Below are 17263 nucleotides of genomic sequence, written 5' to 3'. Positions count from 1 at the left end.
GGGTCCGACCCGGTGCGATGCGGCGGGTCAGTCATCGAGCGCTGACGGCTGACCGGACGCATCGTCGCGGGGTGCGCGCGGCGCGCCCGGGGCGCGCCACCGCCAGGCGGCGACTAGCCCGGTGACGAACCCGAGCGCGACGACCACGAGCACGACGGCGATCGCGGTGCCGCTCATCGGGCTCCACGCGGCCCAGCGCTCCCACGCCTGCGCCGCCGACTCCCCCGGCCCGCGGTACATCGCCCCGAACGCCCACACCAGCCCCGCGGCACCGGCCGCGACGGCGAGCGTCGTGAACCCGGGCACGACGACGGCGGTCCAGCGTTCGCGGCGCAGGCACAGCTGCCACACGGCGATAGCCAGCAGCGTCGCCAGCGCGGCCAGCCCGCCGAACACGTAGCGGCCCTGCAGGGCGACGAGCACGCCAGTCTCCGACCAACCCTGCAGCGCGTTGCCGACGACGCCCGCGGCCAGCGCGAGCGGCAGCAGGGCGACGGTCACGGCCCCGCGCCGCGCCCCGGGCAGCGCCACGGCGACCAGTGCCGCCACGACCAGCACCGTCGAGCCGGTCGCGACGAAGGTGCCGGGCAGGTGGATCTCCAGCCAGGACAGGTTGCCGAAGAACGCCTGGGCGGTGCGGCCGACCGCCTCCTCCAGCACCTGGTCCGCCGGCACCCGGGTCATGCCGTCGTAGTCGCGCGGCAGCCCGACCGGCTGCACGGCACCGTCGACGATCCAGTTGCGGGCCCACCACCAGCCCCCGACGACGAAGGCGACCGCCAGGGCGACGAGGCCCCGCCCGCTGCGGGCGAGCACCGACGGGCCGGCCCGCGGCCGGGAGCGCGGCCCCGGGGCGAGCAGGTAGGCGGCGACGACGGTAGGGATCGCGAACGCGAGCATCACCTTGGTCAGCAGGCCGACCCCGAGCACCAGACCCAGGCTGACGGCGGTGCGCCAGCGTTGGTCCCCGGTGACCACGCGGGCGGACAGGTAGGTGACGCCGGCGCCGGTGAGCACCACGAGGGCGTCGTTGTTCGCGGCGCCCAGGATGTGCCCGACCTGCGGGATCAGCAGCGGGAACGGGGCGGCGAGCAGCGCGGCCGAGCGGGACCCCGTCAGCCGGCGGGTGGTCGCGGCGGCGAGCGGCACCGTCGCGGTGAGCAGGGCGACGTCGAGCAGGCGCAGCGCGAGCAGGGCGACGTCCCAGCGCGCGTCGGCGGTGCCGGTGAGGCGCAGGACGCCGGCACCGAGCACGTAGTAGGCGGGCGGGTGCTGCGTCATCTGGTCGACGGTGGCGTTGCTGACGGGCGGGGGCAGCGCGTTGCCGGCGTCGATGCGGACGCGCTCGTCGGCCGGGACGGGTGTGAGGTCGACGAACTGGGTCTCGTCGGGGCGGTACCGCCAGCGTCCGGGCAGGTCGGCCGGGTAGGCGGCCTCCTCGACGGCCTGCTCGGTCACCGGCGCGAACCGCGCCTCCCCCGGCGCCGGCCACCCGCCGCCGTAGGCGATGCGCACGGCGCTGTTGAGGTGGTTCTGCTCGTCGGGCGACCGGAAGCCGGGGGTGAGCACCGCCCAGGCCACCGACCACAGGGCGACGACGAGGGTCAGCAGGGCGAGGGTGCGGCGATAGGCACGCTCGGCCGACGGCGTGTCTCGCGTCACAGTGTCATTGTGGCAGGCGGACGACGGTGTCGCCTGCGACAGCTGCCCACCGGACACCTGCGTAAAGTGCTGATCGATAGGCTGCGACAGGTGTACATTGAGGCCAGGATCGCTGGTGGGAGGCGCAACATGTACCGACCGCGCGTCGTCGACGAGGAGATCTCCGACGGCCTGCAGACCGCTGGAGCCGTGCTCGTCGAGGGGCCGAAGGCCTGCGGCAAGACGTCGTCGGCCCACCGGGTCGCGGGGACGCGTGTCCACCTCGACGACGTGGCCGATCCGCGGATCACCGCCGCCCTCGAGGTGGATCCGTCGCTGCTGCTGCGGGGCGAGACCCCCGTCCTCCTGGACGAGTGGCAGCTGGCGCCCGACCTGTGGAACCTGGTCCGCCGTGAGGTCGACCGGCGGGAGCACCCGGGGCAGTTCATCCTCACAGGGTCCTCGACGCCCGACGACGACATCCGCCGTCACAGCGGTGCCGGACGCTTCACCATCATCGAGATGCGGCCGATGGCCCTCGCCGAGAGCGGCCACTCCAGCGGTGAGGTGTCGCTGGCAGGCCTGTTCGACGGCGCGGATGCCGACGGGTACGACAGCGCCTGGAACCCGACCGACGCCGTCCACGAGATCGCCGAGCGGGTCGTCGGGGGCGGATGGCCCACCAACGTCGACAAGCCGGTTCGTGCCGCAGCACGCGCGAATCGCGACTACCTGGACATCATCCGGAACTACGACATCCCGCAGGTGTCGCGCGTCCGTCGCGACCCGGACAAGGCGTGGCGTGTCATGCGCTCCCTCGCCCGGAACGTGGCCACTCTCGCCGGGGACGCCACGATCGCCAGGGACGTCCGCGAGGGCGACCCGGACTCGGGCGCCGACGCGACCCACCGGGCGACCGCCACCGAGCACCTCGACGCCATGCGGCGGCTCAGGATCGTCGAGGACCAGCCGGCATGGTCCCCGCACCTCCGGTCGCGCACACGTGTCGCGTCACGGTCGAAGCGGCACTTCGTCGACCCCGCCCTGGCAGCAGCAGCCCTGGGAATCCATGCCGGGCCGCTCACGGAGGACCTGCAGACCCTGGGGTTCCTCTTCGAGTCTCTGGTCACCCGAGACCTCCGTGTCTACGCCCAGCCGCTCGGTGGACGCGTGCTGCACTATCGCGACGAGCGCGGCCTGGAGGCCGACGTGGTGGTCGAAGTGCCGGACGGTCGGTGGGCGGCCATCGAGGTCAAGCTCGGCTCCCGCCCGGAGACGATCGACCGGGCCGCCCACGGCCTCACGACGTTGCGCGACAAGGTCGACACCTCACGCAGCGGTGAGCCGGCCTTCGCCGCCGTGATCACGAACGGCGGCATCGCCTACCGTCGCCATGAGGACGGAGTGCATGTGATCCCCGTCAGGATGCTCGGCCCCTGACCCCACCATGGGGCGCATGGATCTGCCTGCAGACGAGGGCCATGTGGCGCCCGCCCTCTCGGCATATCAGTCGCGCTCCTCGCGAGTGGCAAGGCGGTCCAGGAGCACGGTCACATGCCGCCAGGGCAATCGTGCAACGGCCTGTTGCACACATTCGGTCTCGGTCGGCCAGACCTCTCACCCTCCTTCAGCCACCGACAGGGAACGCACCGCCGCCCGGGCGGCGGCGATCGTCGCGGCGCGCGGCGGGTGCGCGGAGGCCGCCGCGGCCGCGGCGCGCTGGCGTGCCTGGACAGGCGCGGGCCGGCGTCGGGCGCCCGCCGACGGCGGCGCGGCGGGCGGCGCCGTGTTCCTCCGCCAGGAGGGGAAGGCCTGCCACCGTGTCAGGTTGGGGACGCGCAGGCCGGGTGCTCCGCCCGGCCGGGCGGCCCGACGTCGGGCGCGGGCGTCCTTCGCACATCGGGAGGCGGGCAGCAGCGCGACCAGGACCCGCTTGGTCACCCGCAGCAGGGACGGCACGCCGCGCAGCCCCTGCCGTGCGCCGCGGCGCAGCATCACGACGACGCCGCGATGCTGGAGCCACCGGCGGGCACGGATGACGGTCCGCACCGAGACGCCCGCGCGTTCGGCCGCCTGGGCGTCGGTGGTCTCGACGACGGCGGTGCGCGGGTCGGCGAGGCGGGCCAGGGCGAGCAGGTAGCTGCGCACGCTCTGCGGGGCGTCGCGCAGATCGCCCCAGCCGGCGGCGGCCAGGGCGTCGACGAGGCGCCACAGCGGCGCGTGGGCGTTGAGGCGCACCGGGGGTGGCGGGGGCGCGCTGATATCGTCGGCCGTAGCCATCAGAGAGGTCCTATCTCTCGTGGTGGTCAGGCCCGGTCAGAGGTTGCCGCCTCTGGCACGGGCCGTTTTCGGTTGTGGTGGGCGTCACGCTAGCGCACGACGCCGATGGTCCGGCAGGGGTCGGGGCACGCCGACTCGTGACGGCGCCACTTACCTATACCTCGCGCCTCCCGACTGCCTCTCCTATAATTAACACACCTGTTAATTATGATCGAGGTGAGCGGGGCCCGATGAACACACTCTTCGACGACAGCCCGGTCCAGATCGCCGTGCGTTCGATCCTCGACGCCCTCGACGACGGCCGCCCCGTGGACGAGAGCGTCGAGCGACAAGTCGTCGATCTCAAGGAGGAACACGGCCGCCGGGACAAGAGCGGCGCGGTCGGACCCGGACTAGCGAACAACGAACTGGCAGCCAGGGAGCTGGCCGCCGCGGCCGCCTGCATGGCCAACACTCCCGGCGGCGGAGCACTCATCGTCGGCGTCTCCGACGATGGCGACCTGATCGGCACCGAGCTCGATGCCGACTGGCTGCGCCATCGGCTGTGGGAACTGAGCAGCCGGTCTCTCACCGTTGACATCGGGGTCCGCACCTGTCGCGGCACCAGGCTCCTGGTGGTCCTTGCGCCTCAGGCGTTGGAGCCGATCCGCGTCGACGGCCGGATCCGATGGCGCGTGGGTGCCAACTGCGTCGACGTCGATCCCCACACCTGGCATGCGAAACGGATGGCCGCCCTGCACTACGACTGGTCTTCCGACCCGTCGACCGTCACCGCCGATCAGGTCCGACCGGGCGCCGTGCAGCAGGCTCGGGACATGCTGCTGGCTTCGACAGAGCCGCACGCGGCGGAGCTCGCACGACAGCCGGACCTCGACCTGCTCCGCCGGCTGAATGTTGTGACCCCGGACGGATACCTCACCAACGCCGGCGTCATCGCGTTCGTCGGCCGCGGGGACCCGTGTCTCGACTACGTCAAGCGTGAGCACCAGGGCGGCGACAGCCTGACCCGAGTGCGACGCCGCGACCGGTCGCTGCTCGAAGAGCTCGGCGAGCTGCTGGCAGCCCTCGAGGCCAACACGCCGGCTGTGCACGTCCGACGAGGGCTCGTGATCGGGCAGCAGCGAGAGATCCCCCTGCGCGCCGCACGCGAGGCGGTCGTCAACGGTGTCGCCCATCGCGAGTGGGCAAGCCCGGAGTCCACCCTTGTCGAGCAGGTCGGCCGGTCTCTGCGCGTCACGAGCCCCGGCGGCTTCGTGGGTGGCGTGACGCCGGACAACATCATCACGCACCCGTCCAGGTCACGGAACCGTGCCCTCAGCGAGCTCCTCGCGGCACTCCGCGTGGCTGAGAGAGAGGGCGTGGGCGTGGACCGGATGATCGGCGAGATGATTCGACGCGGCCACCCCCGGCCGCAGATCGAGGAGATCGGCGGACCGAACGTTCGCGCGTCGCTGATCGCCGAGGAGGTGGACGAACCGTGGGTCGCCTGGCTCGACGAGGTCGAACCGATCGAGCAGTCCGACGACGTCAACACTCTGCTCGTCCTGCGACAGCTGGTCGATCGTCGATGGACCGACCCGCTACAGAGCTCTCGTCTCATCCAGGACACCGTCGAACGGGCTTCAGGAGTCCTCGCCCGACTCTCACGCGCTTCCGTCGGAGGACGACCGTTGGTCCAGAGGCTCAACGGTGTTCCTGACTCCGCAGACCCTGTGTGGATACTGACGTCCGCCGCGCGGGAGCGCCTCTCCGACCTCGACCAGGAACTGGCGTACACCCGGCCGATACCCCGCCGCGAGACCATCGCCCGGGACTACGTGAGGGAACGCGGACGCATCAGCTCCACCGAGCTCGGAGGGCTCGTCGACGCATCCCCCACCAACGTCGGGGGAGCCCTCCGCATCCTCGAGGACGAGGGCCTCGTGGAGCCCGCCTGGCCCTCTCGCCGGGGCAAGGGGTTTCACTACGTGCTGTCGGCACCCTCACGGAACGCCTCCCGCTGACGACCGGGAGCTGGGGGCGGTCACATGCTGAGCGGACAAACGTGGACAGCAGAGCCTGGATTTCGGCCAGTCCTCCCGGGGCGGGCTCCTGAGAGGGCCAAGATCTTCGTGAGATCCGCGTGACATCATCGGCACCATGCGCGGCATCATCCTGGCCGGCGGGTCCGGCACGCGGCTGCACCCGATCACGCTCGGGGTGAGCAAGCAGCTCGTGCCCGTCTACGACAAGCCGATGATCTACTACCCGCTGTCGACGCTGCTGCTCGCGGGGATCCGGGACATCCTCGTCATCACCACCCCGCACGACGCCGAGCAGTTCCGGCGGCTGCTCGGGGACGGTTCGCAGTTCGGCATCTCGCTCGAGTACGCCGTGCAGGAGGAGCCGAACGGGCTGGCGCAGGCGTTCGTGCTCGGCGAGGAGTTCCTCGCCGGCGGGCCGGCCGCGCTCGTGCTGGGTGACAACATCTTCTACGGCCAGGGCCTGGGCGACCAGCTCCAACGCTTCACCGACGTCGACGGCGGCTCGATCTTCGCCTACCGCGTGGCCGACCCGACGGCGTACGGCGTCATCGAGTTCGACGACGACGGGATCGCCCGGTCCATCGAGGAGAAGCCCGCCCGGCCGCGGTCGCGGTACGCGGTGCCGGGCCTGTACTTCTACGACGCCGAGGTGGTCGAGGTCGCCAAGGGCCTCACGCCGTCCGCCCGCGGCGAGTACGAGATCACCGACATCAACCGGCACTACCTAGACCAGGGGCGCCTGCACGTCGAGGTGCTGCCCCGCGGCACTGCGTGGCTAGACACCGGCACGTTCGACTCGCTCATCGACGCCAGCGACTTCGTGCGCACGGTGGAGCAGCGCCAGGGCCTCAAGATCGGTGCTCCGGAGGAGGTGGCGTGGCGTCGCGGGTTCCTGTCCGACGACGAGCTGCGCGGGCGGGCCGAGCCGCTCGTGAAGTCCGGCTACGGCACCTACCTGCTCACGCTGCTCGACGGATAGCCAGCCTCCGGGGCCCCGGGCACCGCGGCGATCCCCGCCAGGACCGACGGCGCGGCGACGTCCCAGCGGTCGGCCCAGTCCCCGATCGGCTGCACCCCGGCACGGCGCAACGCGTCGTGGGCGAGCACGGAGAACCGGGGGCGGCGCGCCGGTCGGGGGAGGGCCTCGCTCGGGACGCGGTCGAGCTGGGCCGTGGACCCGGTGGTCGTCAGGATCTGCCGCGCGAACCCGAACCAGGACGTCCGGCCCGACGCGGTGCCGTGGTACGTGCCCGCCGGAGCACGGGCGGAGACCAGCCGCACGATCAGCTCGGCTAGGTCCCGGGACCACGTGGGCTGGCCGACCTGGTCGTGGACGACCGCGAGCCGGTCGCGCTCGGCGGCCAGCCGGGCGATCGTGCGGGGGAAGCACCGTCCGTGGGCACCGTAGAGCCAGGCGGTCCGCACGATGAGGTGGTCGAAGGCCTCGTCGCGCACGGCCCGCTCCCCCGCGGCCTTCGAACGCCCGTAGATCGATTCCGGCGCCGTGGGCGCGTCCTCCGGGTACGGGGCGGCGTGGTGGCCGTCGAACACGTAGTCGGTGGACAGATGGACCAGCCGCGCACCGGCCAGCCGGGCCGCCCGTGCCACGTGGGCGGCACCGACGGCGTTGACGGCCATCGCCTCGGACTCGTGGGTCTCGGCCGCGTCGACGTCGGTCCAAGCGGCGGCGTTGACCACGACGTCGGCCCCGGCGAGCGCGCGCCGGGTGGCGTCGGCCTCGGTGATGTCCAGGTCGGCGTGCGTAAACGCCCGCACCGAGGCACCGGCGTCCGTGAGGACGTCGACGAGGTCGCGGCCGAGCATGCCGCCCGCACCCAGGACGGCCCAACGCTGGGCCCGATCGACGGGAGCCATGCGTAGCATCCTAGGGGCGGGACCATCGACACCGGGAGGCCGTCCGTGCAGTTCAGTGAGCTGGGAGTGCCCGGCGCGTACGAGATCACGCCCCGTCAGCACGGCGACCCGCGCGGCGTCTTCCTGGAGTGGTTCAAGGCGTCGACGTTCGCCGATCACCTGGGCCACGAGCTGGACCTGCAACAGGCCAACTGCTCGGTCTCGGCGGCCGGTGTGCTGCGCGGCATCCACGTCACCGACGTCCCGCCCGGGCAGGCCAAGTACGTCACGTGTCCGCGCGGCGCGGTACTCGACGTCGTCGTCGACCTCCGGGTCGGATCCCCGACGTTCGGCCGGTGGGACTCCGTGCTGCTCGACGACGTCGACCGGCGGGCCGTGTACGTCGGCGAGGGCCTGGGCCATGCCTTCCTGTCCCTGGAGGACGACTCCACGGTCATGTACCTGTGCTCGTCGGGATACGACCCGGGGGCCGAGCACGGCGTCCACCCGCTCGACCCCGCGATCGGGATCGCCTGGCCGACGACGGCCCGCGACGGGTCGCCGATCACCCCGCAGCTCTCTGAGAAAGACGCGGCGGCTCCGACGCTGGCCGAGGCCCAGGAGCAGGGCCTGCTGCCCGCCGTCGAGGTCGTCGAGGACTACCTGGCGACCCTCCGGCGCCGCTGACCCCTCACTGGCCGGTCCGGGCGTACTTCGCCTCGACCGCGGCCTTGCGGGGACGCCACCACGCCTCGTTCTCGCGGTACCAGTCGACGGTCGCTTCCAGGCCGGAGCGGAAGTCGGTGTACCGGGGTGTCCAACCGAGCTCGTCGCGCAGCGTGGTCGCGTCGATGGCGTACCGCAGGTCGTGGCCGGGGCGGTCCGGGACGTGGTCGAAGTCGTCGGCGTCGCGGCCGAAGATCTCGAGCAGCGTCTGCACGACCTCGAGGTTGTTCCTCTCGCCGTCCGCACCGATGAGATAGGTCTCGCCGATGCGGCCGCGGTCGATGATCGCCCACACGGCGGTGTTGTGGTCCTCGACGTGGATCCAGTCGCGAACGTTCAGCCCGGCGCCGTAGAGCCGGGGCCGCACCCCGTCGAGGAGGTTCGTGATCTGGCGCGGGATGAACTTCTCGACGTGCTGGTACGGCCCGTAGTTGTTCGAGCAGTTCGAGATCGTGGCCGCCACGCCGAAGGACCGCACCCAGGCGCGCACCAGGTGGTCGGACCCCGCCTTGGTGGCCGAGTACGGGCTCGACGGGTCGTACGGGGTCTCCGGCGTGAACTTCGCCGGGTCGTCCAGTGACAGCTCGCCGTAGACCTCGTCGGTCGAGACGTGATGGAACCGCACCCCGTGCCGGCGCACGGCCTCCAGCAGCGCGAAGGTGCCGACAAGGTTGGTCTGCACGAACGGCGACGGGTCGTCGAGGGAGTTGTCGTTGTGCGACTCGGCGGCGAAATGGACGACGACGTCCGCTTCCCCCACCAGGCGGTCGACCAGCTCGACGTCGGTGACGGAGCCGTGCACGAACTCGATCTGCGCGGCCACCGGCTCCAGCGAGCTCCGGTCGCCCGCGTAGGTCAGGGCGTCGAGCACCGTCACCTGAGCGTCCGGGCGGTCCCGGAGGGTCTGCAGGGTGAAGTTCGCGCCGATGAAGCCGGCGCCGCCGGTGACGAGTACCCGCACGCGTCCACTCCTCACTGCTGGTGTGGAGCCAGGCTAGCGGTCGACCGAGGGCGAATCGTGACCATCTCGTGGACCACGTGGCGGCACCGGAGGGGATCCGGTCACGCCATACCCTCTAAGATGCACGCGATGAGTGCCCCGGTCCCCCCACCGCAGTCGACGTCGTCCGCGACGTCGGCCGACGTCGCGGATCTCTACAAGGAGATCTTCACGGGGCAGCAGAAGGCGCTCGAGGTGGTCTCGACCGACCGCCTGACGCAGGTCGGAGCGCGACCACCGATCTCCACGTACCTGGGCCAGCTCTGGAGCCGCCGGCACTTCCTCTGGGCGGAAGCCCGGGCCAAGGTGACGAGCGGGACTCGCGAGACGCTGCTCGGCCAGGCGTGGCTCGTCATCAACCCGGTCCTCAACGGTCTCGCCTACTATCTGATCTTCGGCCTCATCCTGAACACCAGCCGGGGCATCGAGAACTTCGTCGGCTACCTGGTGATCGGGGTCTTCCTGTTCCAGTTCACGACGCAGTGCGTGACGAACGGCGCGAAGTCGATCCAGAGCGGACGCAACCTCATCCGAGCGTTCACGTTCCCCCGCGCCTCGCTACCGATCTCGGTCGTCCTGCGGAGCATCCTCAACCTCATCCCGACCATAGGGGCGATGCTCCTCATCATCGTCCTGCTCCCACCGGCCGAGAGCTGGTCCCTGGCGGCGCTCCTCTTCCCCGTCGTCCTCGTCCTCCAGGTGATGCTGGCGACGGGGCTCGCGCTCCTCTTCGCCCGCATGACCACCGTCCTGCCGGACATCGGCCAGCTCCTCGGCGTCGGCATGCGGATCTGGCTCTACGCGTCGGCCGTGTTCTTCTCGGTGGACCGTTTCAAGGAGTTCCCGTCGATCGTCGGGATCATGGAAGCCAACCCGATGTACATGGTCCTGGACGCCGCGCGGGACTGCCTGCTCTACGCCACGGTGCCCGACGCCGGCACCTGGATCGGGCTCGGGGCCTGGTCCGTGGGTGCGCTCGTCCTCGGGTTCCTCTTCTTCTGGCAGGGGGAGGAGTCCTATGGCCAGGCGTGAGGACAACCCGTTCGCCCACGCCACGGTGGCGGTGCAGGACGTCCACGTCCGCTACCGCGTCCCGTCGACCGACGCCGCCGAGCGCCGCCGCGGCGCCAACTTCGTCAAGCGGGCGGCACGCACGGTGCTCGGCAACGACCCCAAGGTGCTCGTCCGCGCACTGTCCGGTATCTCGTTCGTCGCCAAGTCCGGGGAGCAGATCGGGCTGGTCGGCCAGAACGGCTCCGGCAAGAGCACGCTGCTGCGGATCATCGCCGGCCTGGAGAACCCCGCCAAGGGCCGGGTCCTCGCGGAGAGCACGCCCGTGCTGATCGGCGTCAACGCCGCCCTCGTGCCGGACCTCTCCGGTGAGCACAACATCCGGCTCGGGTGCCTCGCCATGGGCCTCACCCCGGAGCAGGCCGAGGAAGCCGTCCCCGACGTCAAGCAGCTCGCGGGCCTGGGCAAGTCCATCTACCTGCCGATGAAGACCTACTCGTCCGGCATGGGCGCCCGCCTGAGGTTCGCCATCGCCACAGCGGCCAACCCCCACATCCTGCTCATCGACGAGGCTCTCGCGACCGGTGACGCGGCGTTCAAGGAGCGCAGCGAGGCCCGCATGCAGCGCCTCCGCCAGAGCGCCGGCACCGTGTTCCTCGTCAGCCACGCGGCGCAGACCATCGAGGAGAGCTGCACCCGCGCGATCTGGCTGAACCACGGCCGGCTCGTCCTCGACGGCGCCGCGGAGGACGTCGCACTGCGGTACCGCAAGTGGGCCTGGGCCGTGGCGAAGGACAAGCCCGACGAGGCGAAGAAGATCATCGAGAACGCCTTCGCCGAGCGACAGCAGACCTACGTCCAGGTCGAGGAGACCGCCCGCCCCCGGCTCTACACGGCCCGGCACGTCCGGGACAGCAAGCGCATGCCCCCGAACGAGTGAGAGAACAGCGACCAGTGAAGCACCGCGTATTCATCTACGGCTCGTGCGTGTCCCGGGACACCTTCGAGTACTTCGACGACGAGCAGTTCGAGCTGGCCGAGTACGTCGCTCGCCAGTCGGCGATCAGCGCCTACACCAAACCCGTCGAGCTGATCGCACCTCCGACGCTCGAGTCGCGGTTCCAGCAGCGCATGCTGAGCGGGGACTTCGGGTCGAGCCTGCCGACGCTGCTGCGCGACTCCACCGACGAGATCGACCTCTTCCTCGTCGACCTGGTCGACGAACGTCTGGGGGCGTACGTCCTGCCCGACGGCTCCGTCATCACCCGGTCGCTCGAGCTGATCAGCTCCGGCGCGGAGAACCTCCTCCCCGCGGGCTCCCACCATCTCCCGTTCGGCTCGGACATCCACCTGCAGTACTGGAGCCAGGGCCTGGAGACCGTGGCGTCCCTGCTCCGGACGCACCACCCCCGCGCCGGCGTCGCTCTGCTCGACATCCCCTGGGCATCGGTCTCCGAGACCGGCACCGCGACGCCGCCGAGCTTCGGTGTGTCCGCCGACGAGGCGAACGCCCTCTACCGGCCCTACATCGACGCCGCGGCCCGGATCCTCGACGCGGAGGTCGTCACCCCTGGGAGCACCGCGGTGGTCTCCAGCCCCGACCACGCGTGGGGGGACGCACCGTTCCACTACGCACCGAGCGTCTACCGCAGCGTCGCCTCCGTGTTCGGGGCCCCGCGCGCGGCAGAGTCCGCACCGCCGGCCCCCGCACCGGCCTCGGCCGCCACTCCTTCGGCCGCGTCGGCCGCGACGGCCCCGGCGCAGCAGGTCGCCGCGCAGAAGCCGTCCTCCGTGATGACCTTCGACGCGTCCACCGTCACGGACGTGCCGGAGATCAGCGAGCACGTCAAGGTCGTCACGGTGAAGCACGGCTCGTTGGCGAACGGGGAGGAGAACCTCGTCCGCATCGCCTACAAGAACCACGCCGCGCGGCATCTCGTCTACCAGCTCGCGGCCCAGGGGTTCCACATGTACCGGGCGGACAAGAACGAGACCCGGTTCGTCCTCGACAGCCACATCCCCGACTTCTGGCACAAGGTCAAGGACGGCGACCTCCAGCATGGCGACGAAGGCCTGATCCACACGGTCGAGCCGCCACGTTCCCAGGTCCGGGCCGAGTCCATGGTCGTGGTGTTCTCCTCCATGGCGACGCCCTACGACAAGCCGTCGATCCTGCGCTACATGGACAGCAACTACCGCTCGCTGCCGAAGCACGTCCCCGACTCGACCGCGATCCTCCGGATCGCGGACGTCGATGGCGTCGTGGGCGGCTTCTACCTGGACACCCACCGCAACCCGGACCGGACCGCTCAGGTGACCCGTCTGGTGGAACGGGTCGCCGGCGAGCTCGGAGTTCCTGCGGACCGGATCATCACCTACGGGCCGTCCAAGGGCGGGACGGCCGCGCTCTACTACGCCGCCCGCAACGGCTGGCGGGCCGTCAGTGTGGACCCTGTGCTGGACGACACCTTCTACGAGAGCACGTACGACGACCTGCACTGGACCGCTGGCCCGCTCTTCGTGCACCGCAAGCGGGACCTCTTCCACCACCTCGGGGGGCAGGTCGCCCCGCATCCCGGCGGCGCACACCTCACGGTGATCACCTCGCCGAACTCGCCCCAGTACCCGTACACGGCCGAGATCCTGCAGAGCTACCCCCCGGCGGCGCTCCAGGTGGTACGGACGAATCATCCCGAGGTCACTGAGCATGCCCATGTGTCTCCGCGAACCTTGTCGATCGCGGCGTCGATGATGACCCTGTACGCCATCGGCGCCCAGGTGTCGCCCGGCGTCCGGGACGTCGACCGCCCCGCCGGTTGAGGGCGTCCGGCCCGCCGACACCATCGGCGGGCCGGACGTCAGCTCAGGCTTCTGCCAGGTCCCGGGCCCGCGTGCCGAACGCCTCCGTGAAGGCGCGGACGGCGTCACGGCGGTACGCCTCGAAGTCGAAAGCCTGCGGTGCCTGCCACCCCTCGGCCAGGGCCCGCATGCCGTCCCGCAGCCCCGACGTCGTGCTCGGCACCAGCAGGCCCTCCCCGCCCTCGAGGATGGTGCGGGGGCCGACGACATCGGTCGACATCGCGGGCAGCCCGAGCGCCAACGCCTCGAGCACCACGAGCCCCTGTCCCTCGTACTCGGACGACATGACGAACCCGTCGCAGACACGCATGGCGGGGAACGGGTTGGCGACGTACCCCGCGAACCTCACGTCGGCGGCAGTCAGTCCGAGCCGGCCGGCGTACGCCTCGAGGACCTCGCGCAGCGGGCCGTCGCCGACCAGGAGCAGCTGGACGGGGACACCCGCGTCCCGCAGCTCGCGGAGGGCGTCGAGCAACCGGCCGTGCCCCTTCTCGGGGGAGAGCCGCGCCGCGTTCACGAACGTGAACCTCTCCGGGTCGATCCACTCCTCGAGCTCCGGGTCGACCGGCTCCTCCGCCGCCACGCGGGTCTTCACGTGGTCGGTCACGTTCGGCACCGAGACGAAGCGCGAGGGGTCCAGGTCGACGACCTCCGGCAGGTGGGCCCGGTTCGCCTCGTGCACGCTCTCGGAGACGGAGGCGAGCACGTCGTACGAGCGGTACTGGCGCGCCACGCCGTACAGGTAGGGGAAGCGGGTGCGCGCCTCGCCGAGCATGTCGTTGTGCAGGTAGGCGCCGTGCTTGCCCGCCTCCGTCACCGCAAGCAGCGCCATCCAGAACCTGGCGTACCCCTCGAAGCAGATCGAGGCGTCGAACGAAGCGCTGCCGAACATGCGGCGTGACTCCCGACGGAACGCCCGCCAGTAGGAGTCCCACATGGCCTCCGAGGGCAGGTCGTCGTGCCGGTTGAAGGTGTCGATGACCCACCGTTCCTCGGCGGTCCGTGCCTGCACCCCCACGCGCCCGATCACGCGGACGCCCGGATCCATGGACTCGAACCGCTCGACCCGGCGCTCCTCCGAGTGGAGGGCCGAGGGTTCCAGCACGACGGTGCACCCGACACCCGCGTCGACCAGACCCGCCGCCAGGGCGAGGAAGCTGGACGTGATCCCGTTCGGCATGAACGAGCCCTGGAAGAAGAGCAGCTCGGACTCCCGGCGATCGGTCGAGAAGTCGCGGACCCGCTCCGGCTCGATCGCGTCGTCGAAGAAGTACTCCACGACCCGACGTGTCGCGGCACCGTCCTCGGTGGCGCCGAACGTCTCGACCGCGGCGTCGTGCCACCCGCTGTCGGTGTGCGCGTCCGCCGCGATCTTCTCGAGCCCCTCGACGAGCTCGACCTCCGTGCGGAAAACGAACCGTGACAGCTCGGCGGGCTCGACGGCGAAGCCGCGGGCGTCCCGGTACTCGGCCTCGTCATAGGCATAGAAGACCGAGGGCCGACCGAGCGGCAGGAAGTCGAAGATCACCGAGGAGTAGTCCGTCACCAGCACGTCGGTGGCGGTCAGGACCTCGTTCGTCGGCACGGTCGGGTCCGCCACGGTCACCCCGGGGACGGCCAGGTCCCCGAGCGCGGCCTCGTCGACCGGGTGACCCCGGAAGACCACTCGATAGCGACCGACACCGACGAGCGCCTCCAGGGTGCTGCGCAGCCGCTCGGTGTCGACGTCACGAGCGCCGAGGTCTCCGCGCCAGGTCGGCGCGTAGAACAGGACGGGGGCGCCGTCGTCCGGCAGCCCGAGCCGCTCACGGACCGCCCCTGCCGCGGTCCCGGCCGACGCGACCGTCACGTCGACCCGGGGCGAGCCCGTCACCGCGACCTTCCCCGTGTACAGGTGCGCCACGTCGTAGTCCTCCAGGAGGACACGCGCGGTGTGGTCGTTGGGTGCCGCGAGGTGCGTGGCGTGGAGGAAGTTCCGCGCCGCGTTCTTGTGGTCGAGCTGACCACCCCGGATGTGCTTGCCGAGCGTCTTGAGCGGGGTCCCGTGCCAGGTGTTGAGGTAGCGCTGCTCGTCGCGGCGGGAGAAGTAGGGCGGGAACGTGTTGTTGTTGACCAGCCACCGTGCCGTCGCGAGATACCGCAGGTAGAGCTCGCTCCCCCGCGGGACCGGGATGACCCGGGGGTCCGCCAGGACGTCCTGCGGCACCCCGTCGCCGTTGACGACCACGGCGAACGTCATTCCCTCGAAGCGCGGGTCCTCGAGCAGGTGGCGGGTGATCGGCAGGACGTTGCAGGTCAGCGAGACGCCGTGGTTGCTCTCGAGGAGCACCAGGTCGCCGTCCACCGGCAAGCACTCCGCGAACTCCAGGAACTTGGCGGCGTCACGTTCAGCGGCCGTCTTGAGCTGGGACCCGATGTCGCCCACGAACGGGCGGCGCAGCACCCGGGAGTCGACGAAGGCGGCCGCCGCGCCCTCGTGATCCCCGAGCAGCGCCCTGACCTGGGCGAGCTTGAGGTGCGTCACCGGCTGGTGGCGGGGTGTGCTGCGCACGGCACTCATGAGCAGCTCCTCGGCCCGGCGGAGGTCGCCCCCCGACGCGAACTGCCCCGCGAGCCTCACCCGCATGGCGTCGTCGCGGAGCTCCATGGCCCGGCCCGCCGCCGCCAGCGCGTTGCGCTCCAGATAGGGGCTCCAGCGCCGCGCCGGCTCGCCGTCGCTCTCCCCGGACAGCCCGAGGACGTCCGGGAGGAGGTCGACCACCGCCGAGGTGTCGCCCGCCTTCCAGGCGCAGTACCCGGCGCGATACCGGCGGTAGTCCGTCGGGGCGTCGCTCGTCATCGCCTGGCGGTATGCGTCCGCGGCCTCCGCGAACCGTCCGCTGAGCTCGAGCGCCTGCCCGAGACGGAAGTGGTACTCGGCGCGAGCCGGTGCCAGCCCCGCCGCCAGCATGAGATCGGCGGCGGCGGCGTCGAACAGGTACTGGAACAGGGAGGCCATGCCCCGCGCGTGGTACAGCTCCGCGGTCGGTCGCGTCGCGAGGCGCCGGCTCAGCGTGGCGACCGCGAGGTCGCGGAAGGCGAGAGCGCTCAGGAGCACGCCGATCCCCATGCGTCGCGCGTCCTCACGACCCGACTTCCGGACGGCGATCGCCTCGGTGTCGCCGGTGAGCTCCACCCCGGACCGTGTGCCGGCGACGAACGCGTGGACGGCGTCCTTCCAGCCGCAGCCCGGGAACCCCAGGAGGTGGTCGTAGTACCGGGCCGCGACGTCGTACTTCTTCATGCGGAACGCGGCGTCCGCGAGGTGGCGCACCCACTTCTCGTCCCGGGTGTGCAGCGCGTAGCCCTGCTCCAGGATCTCGAACTTGCGCCAGAGGGGGAGCTTCGAGGCGGCCTCGAAGCGGATCTGATGCACCCGCGGGTCGGACTCGGTCAGTGCGAGGGCGCTCTCCGTGTCTCCCATCGCCTCGTCGTCACGTCCGAGAAGCCGGCCGACCTTCGCGCGGCGGTAGAAATACTCGGCCTCGGACCGGTGCAGCTCGATGGCCCGCGAGTACGCCTCGTGCGACTCCTCGAGGTCCTTGCTCCGCTCCAGCACGAACCCGAGGCGGTACCAGAGCCGGTGGTCCTCCGCGTTGCTCCGGAGTGCCGCGCGCAGGATCGCCGCAGCCTCCGTGAGCCGATCGCGGCCGAGGGCCCGCTTCGCCCGGTGCAGCGCCACCTCCGCGTCGTCCGGCTGCAGCACCTCGGCCACGCGGATCACGGCGGTGGCCGCACGGTCGTGCTTGCGGCGTTCCAGACCGGACGCCACTCTCAGAAGTTCCTTCACCAATTACACCTTGCGTCGTGCGGGTAGAGCCGTGTGCAC

Annotated in this window: 12 protein-coding genes; 7 read left to right on the top strand and 5 right to left on the bottom strand. The window is 71.2% G+C overall.

Translation table 11 applies throughout. The features are described from left to right. Positions 1–27 precede the first annotated feature (27 nt). Positions 28–1662, bottom strand: a complete 1635-nt coding sequence (locus Q6350_RS13090; RefSeq protein WP_305066410.1) for a DUF2142 domain-containing protein — start codon at positions 1660–1662, stop codon at positions 28–30. Positions 1663–1791: 129 nt separating this feature from the next. Between Q6350_RS13090 and Q6350_RS13085 the strand changes: the two genes are divergently transcribed. Next, on the top strand, positions 1792–3081 hold the full coding sequence (locus tag Q6350_RS13085; RefSeq protein WP_305066409.1) for an ATP-binding protein: 1290 nt from the start codon (positions 1792–1794) through the stop codon (positions 3079–3081). A 177-nt stretch (positions 3082–3258) separates the two neighbouring features. Here the strand turns inward: Q6350_RS13085 and Q6350_RS13080 are convergent, their stop codons facing one another. Continuing rightward, positions 3259–3921, bottom strand: a complete 663-nt coding sequence (locus tag Q6350_RS13080; protein WP_305066408.1) for a hypothetical protein — start codon at positions 3919–3921, stop codon at positions 3259–3261. Between the two features lie 230 nt (positions 3922–4151). Between Q6350_RS13080 and Q6350_RS13075 the strand changes: the two genes are divergently transcribed. Next, positions 4152–5924, top strand: coding sequence for an ATP-binding protein (locus Q6350_RS13075; RefSeq protein WP_305066407.1), 1773 nt, complete (start codon positions 4152–4154; stop codon positions 5922–5924). Between the two features lie 136 nt (positions 5925–6060). Beyond that, entirely contained in the window at positions 6061–6924 is an 864-nt protein-coding gene (rfbA, locus tag Q6350_RS13070) for a glucose-1-phosphate thymidylyltransferase RfbA (RefSeq protein ID WP_305066405.1), read from the top strand. Here rfbA and rfbD read toward each other — a convergent pair. Then, positions 6897–7820 carry a dTDP-4-dehydrorhamnose reductase gene (rfbD, locus tag Q6350_RS13065; RefSeq protein ID WP_305066403.1) on the bottom strand — a complete coding sequence of 308 codons (924 nt, stop codon included), beginning with the start codon at positions 7818–7820 and terminating at the stop codon, positions 6897–6899. The genes rfbA and rfbD overlap by 28 nt on opposite strands. Before the next feature lie 45 nt (positions 7821–7865). Here rfbD and Q6350_RS13060 point away from each other — a divergent pair, with 45 nt between their 5' ends. Continuing rightward, complete coding sequence (locus tag Q6350_RS13060; RefSeq protein WP_305066402.1) at positions 7866–8486, top strand: dTDP-4-dehydrorhamnose 3,5-epimerase family protein; 621 nt, start codon at positions 7866–7868, stop codon at positions 8484–8486. Positions 8487–8490: 4 nt separating this feature from the next. Here Q6350_RS13060 and rfbB read toward each other — a convergent pair whose 3' ends face one another. Continuing rightward, positions 8491–9486, bottom strand: coding sequence for a dTDP-glucose 4,6-dehydratase (rfbB, locus tag Q6350_RS13055; protein WP_305066401.1), 996 nt, complete (start codon positions 9484–9486; stop codon positions 8491–8493). Positions 9487–9615: 129 nt separating this feature from the next. Between rfbB and Q6350_RS13050 the strand changes: the two genes are divergently transcribed. From Q6350_RS13050 to Q6350_RS13040, 3 genes are read left to right on the top strand one after another with little or no spacing between them, the layout of a single operon-like run. Continuing rightward, positions 9616–10557: an ABC transporter permease gene (locus Q6350_RS13050; protein WP_305066399.1), complete on the top strand. Its 942-nt coding sequence runs from the start codon at positions 9616–9618 to the stop codon at positions 10555–10557. Beyond that, positions 10544–11476 carry an ABC transporter ATP-binding protein gene (locus tag Q6350_RS13045; RefSeq protein WP_305066398.1) on the top strand — a complete coding sequence of 311 codons (933 nt, stop codon included), beginning with the start codon at positions 10544–10546 and terminating at the stop codon, positions 11474–11476. Before Q6350_RS13050 ends, Q6350_RS13045 begins: the two co-directional genes overlap by 14 nt. Next, positions 11473–13356, top strand: coding sequence for an XcbB/CpsF family capsular polysaccharide biosynthesis protein (locus Q6350_RS13040; protein ID WP_370375397.1), 1884 nt, complete (start codon positions 11473–11475; stop codon positions 13354–13356). The genes Q6350_RS13045 and Q6350_RS13040 overlap by 4 nt, the downstream gene beginning before the upstream one ends. A 43-nt stretch (positions 13357–13399) precedes the next feature. Here the strand turns inward: Q6350_RS13040 and Q6350_RS13035 are convergent, their stop codons facing one another. After that, positions 13400–17224, bottom strand: a complete 3825-nt coding sequence (locus Q6350_RS13035) for a CDP-glycerol glycerophosphotransferase family protein (RefSeq protein ID WP_305066395.1) — start codon at positions 17222–17224, stop codon at positions 13400–13402. Positions 17225–17263: the final 39 nt, after the last annotated feature.

The sequence above is a fragment of the Isoptericola sp. b515 genome, assembly GCF_030588125.1.
GTDB lineage: Bacteria > Actinomycetota > Actinomycetes > Actinomycetales > Cellulomonadaceae > Isoptericola > Isoptericola sediminis.
The sequence above is the reverse complement of the archived record's forward strand: the minus strand, read 5'-3'. Positions and strand labels throughout refer to the sequence as shown.

What these genes read in the sequence shown, in the direction of transcription:
- Q6350_RS13085 (WP_305066409.1), top strand. Translation starts at nt 1,792, where the DNA reads ATGTACCGACCGCGCGTCGTCGACGAGGAGATCTCCGACGGCCTGCAG.
- Q6350_RS13080 (WP_305066408.1), bottom strand. Translation starts at nt 3,921, where the DNA reads ATGGCTACGGCCGACGATATCAGCGCGCCCCCGCCACCCCCGGTGCGC.
- Q6350_RS13075 (WP_305066407.1), top strand. Translation starts at nt 4,152, where the DNA reads ATGAACACACTCTTCGACGACAGCCCGGTCCAGATCGCCGTGCGTTCG.
- rfbA (WP_305066405.1), top strand. Translation starts at nt 6,061, where the DNA reads ATGCGCGGCATCATCCTGGCCGGCGGGTCCGGCACGCGGCTGCACCCG.
- rfbD (WP_305066403.1), bottom strand. Translation starts at nt 7,820, where the DNA reads ATGGCTCCCGTCGATCGGGCCCAGCGTTGGGCCGTCCTGGGTGCGGGC.
- Q6350_RS13050 (WP_305066399.1), top strand. Translation starts at nt 9,616, where the DNA reads ATGAGTGCCCCGGTCCCCCCACCGCAGTCGACGTCGTCCGCGACGTCG.
- Q6350_RS13045 (WP_305066398.1), top strand. Translation starts at nt 10,544, where the DNA reads ATGGCCAGGCGTGAGGACAACCCGTTCGCCCACGCCACGGTGGCGGTG.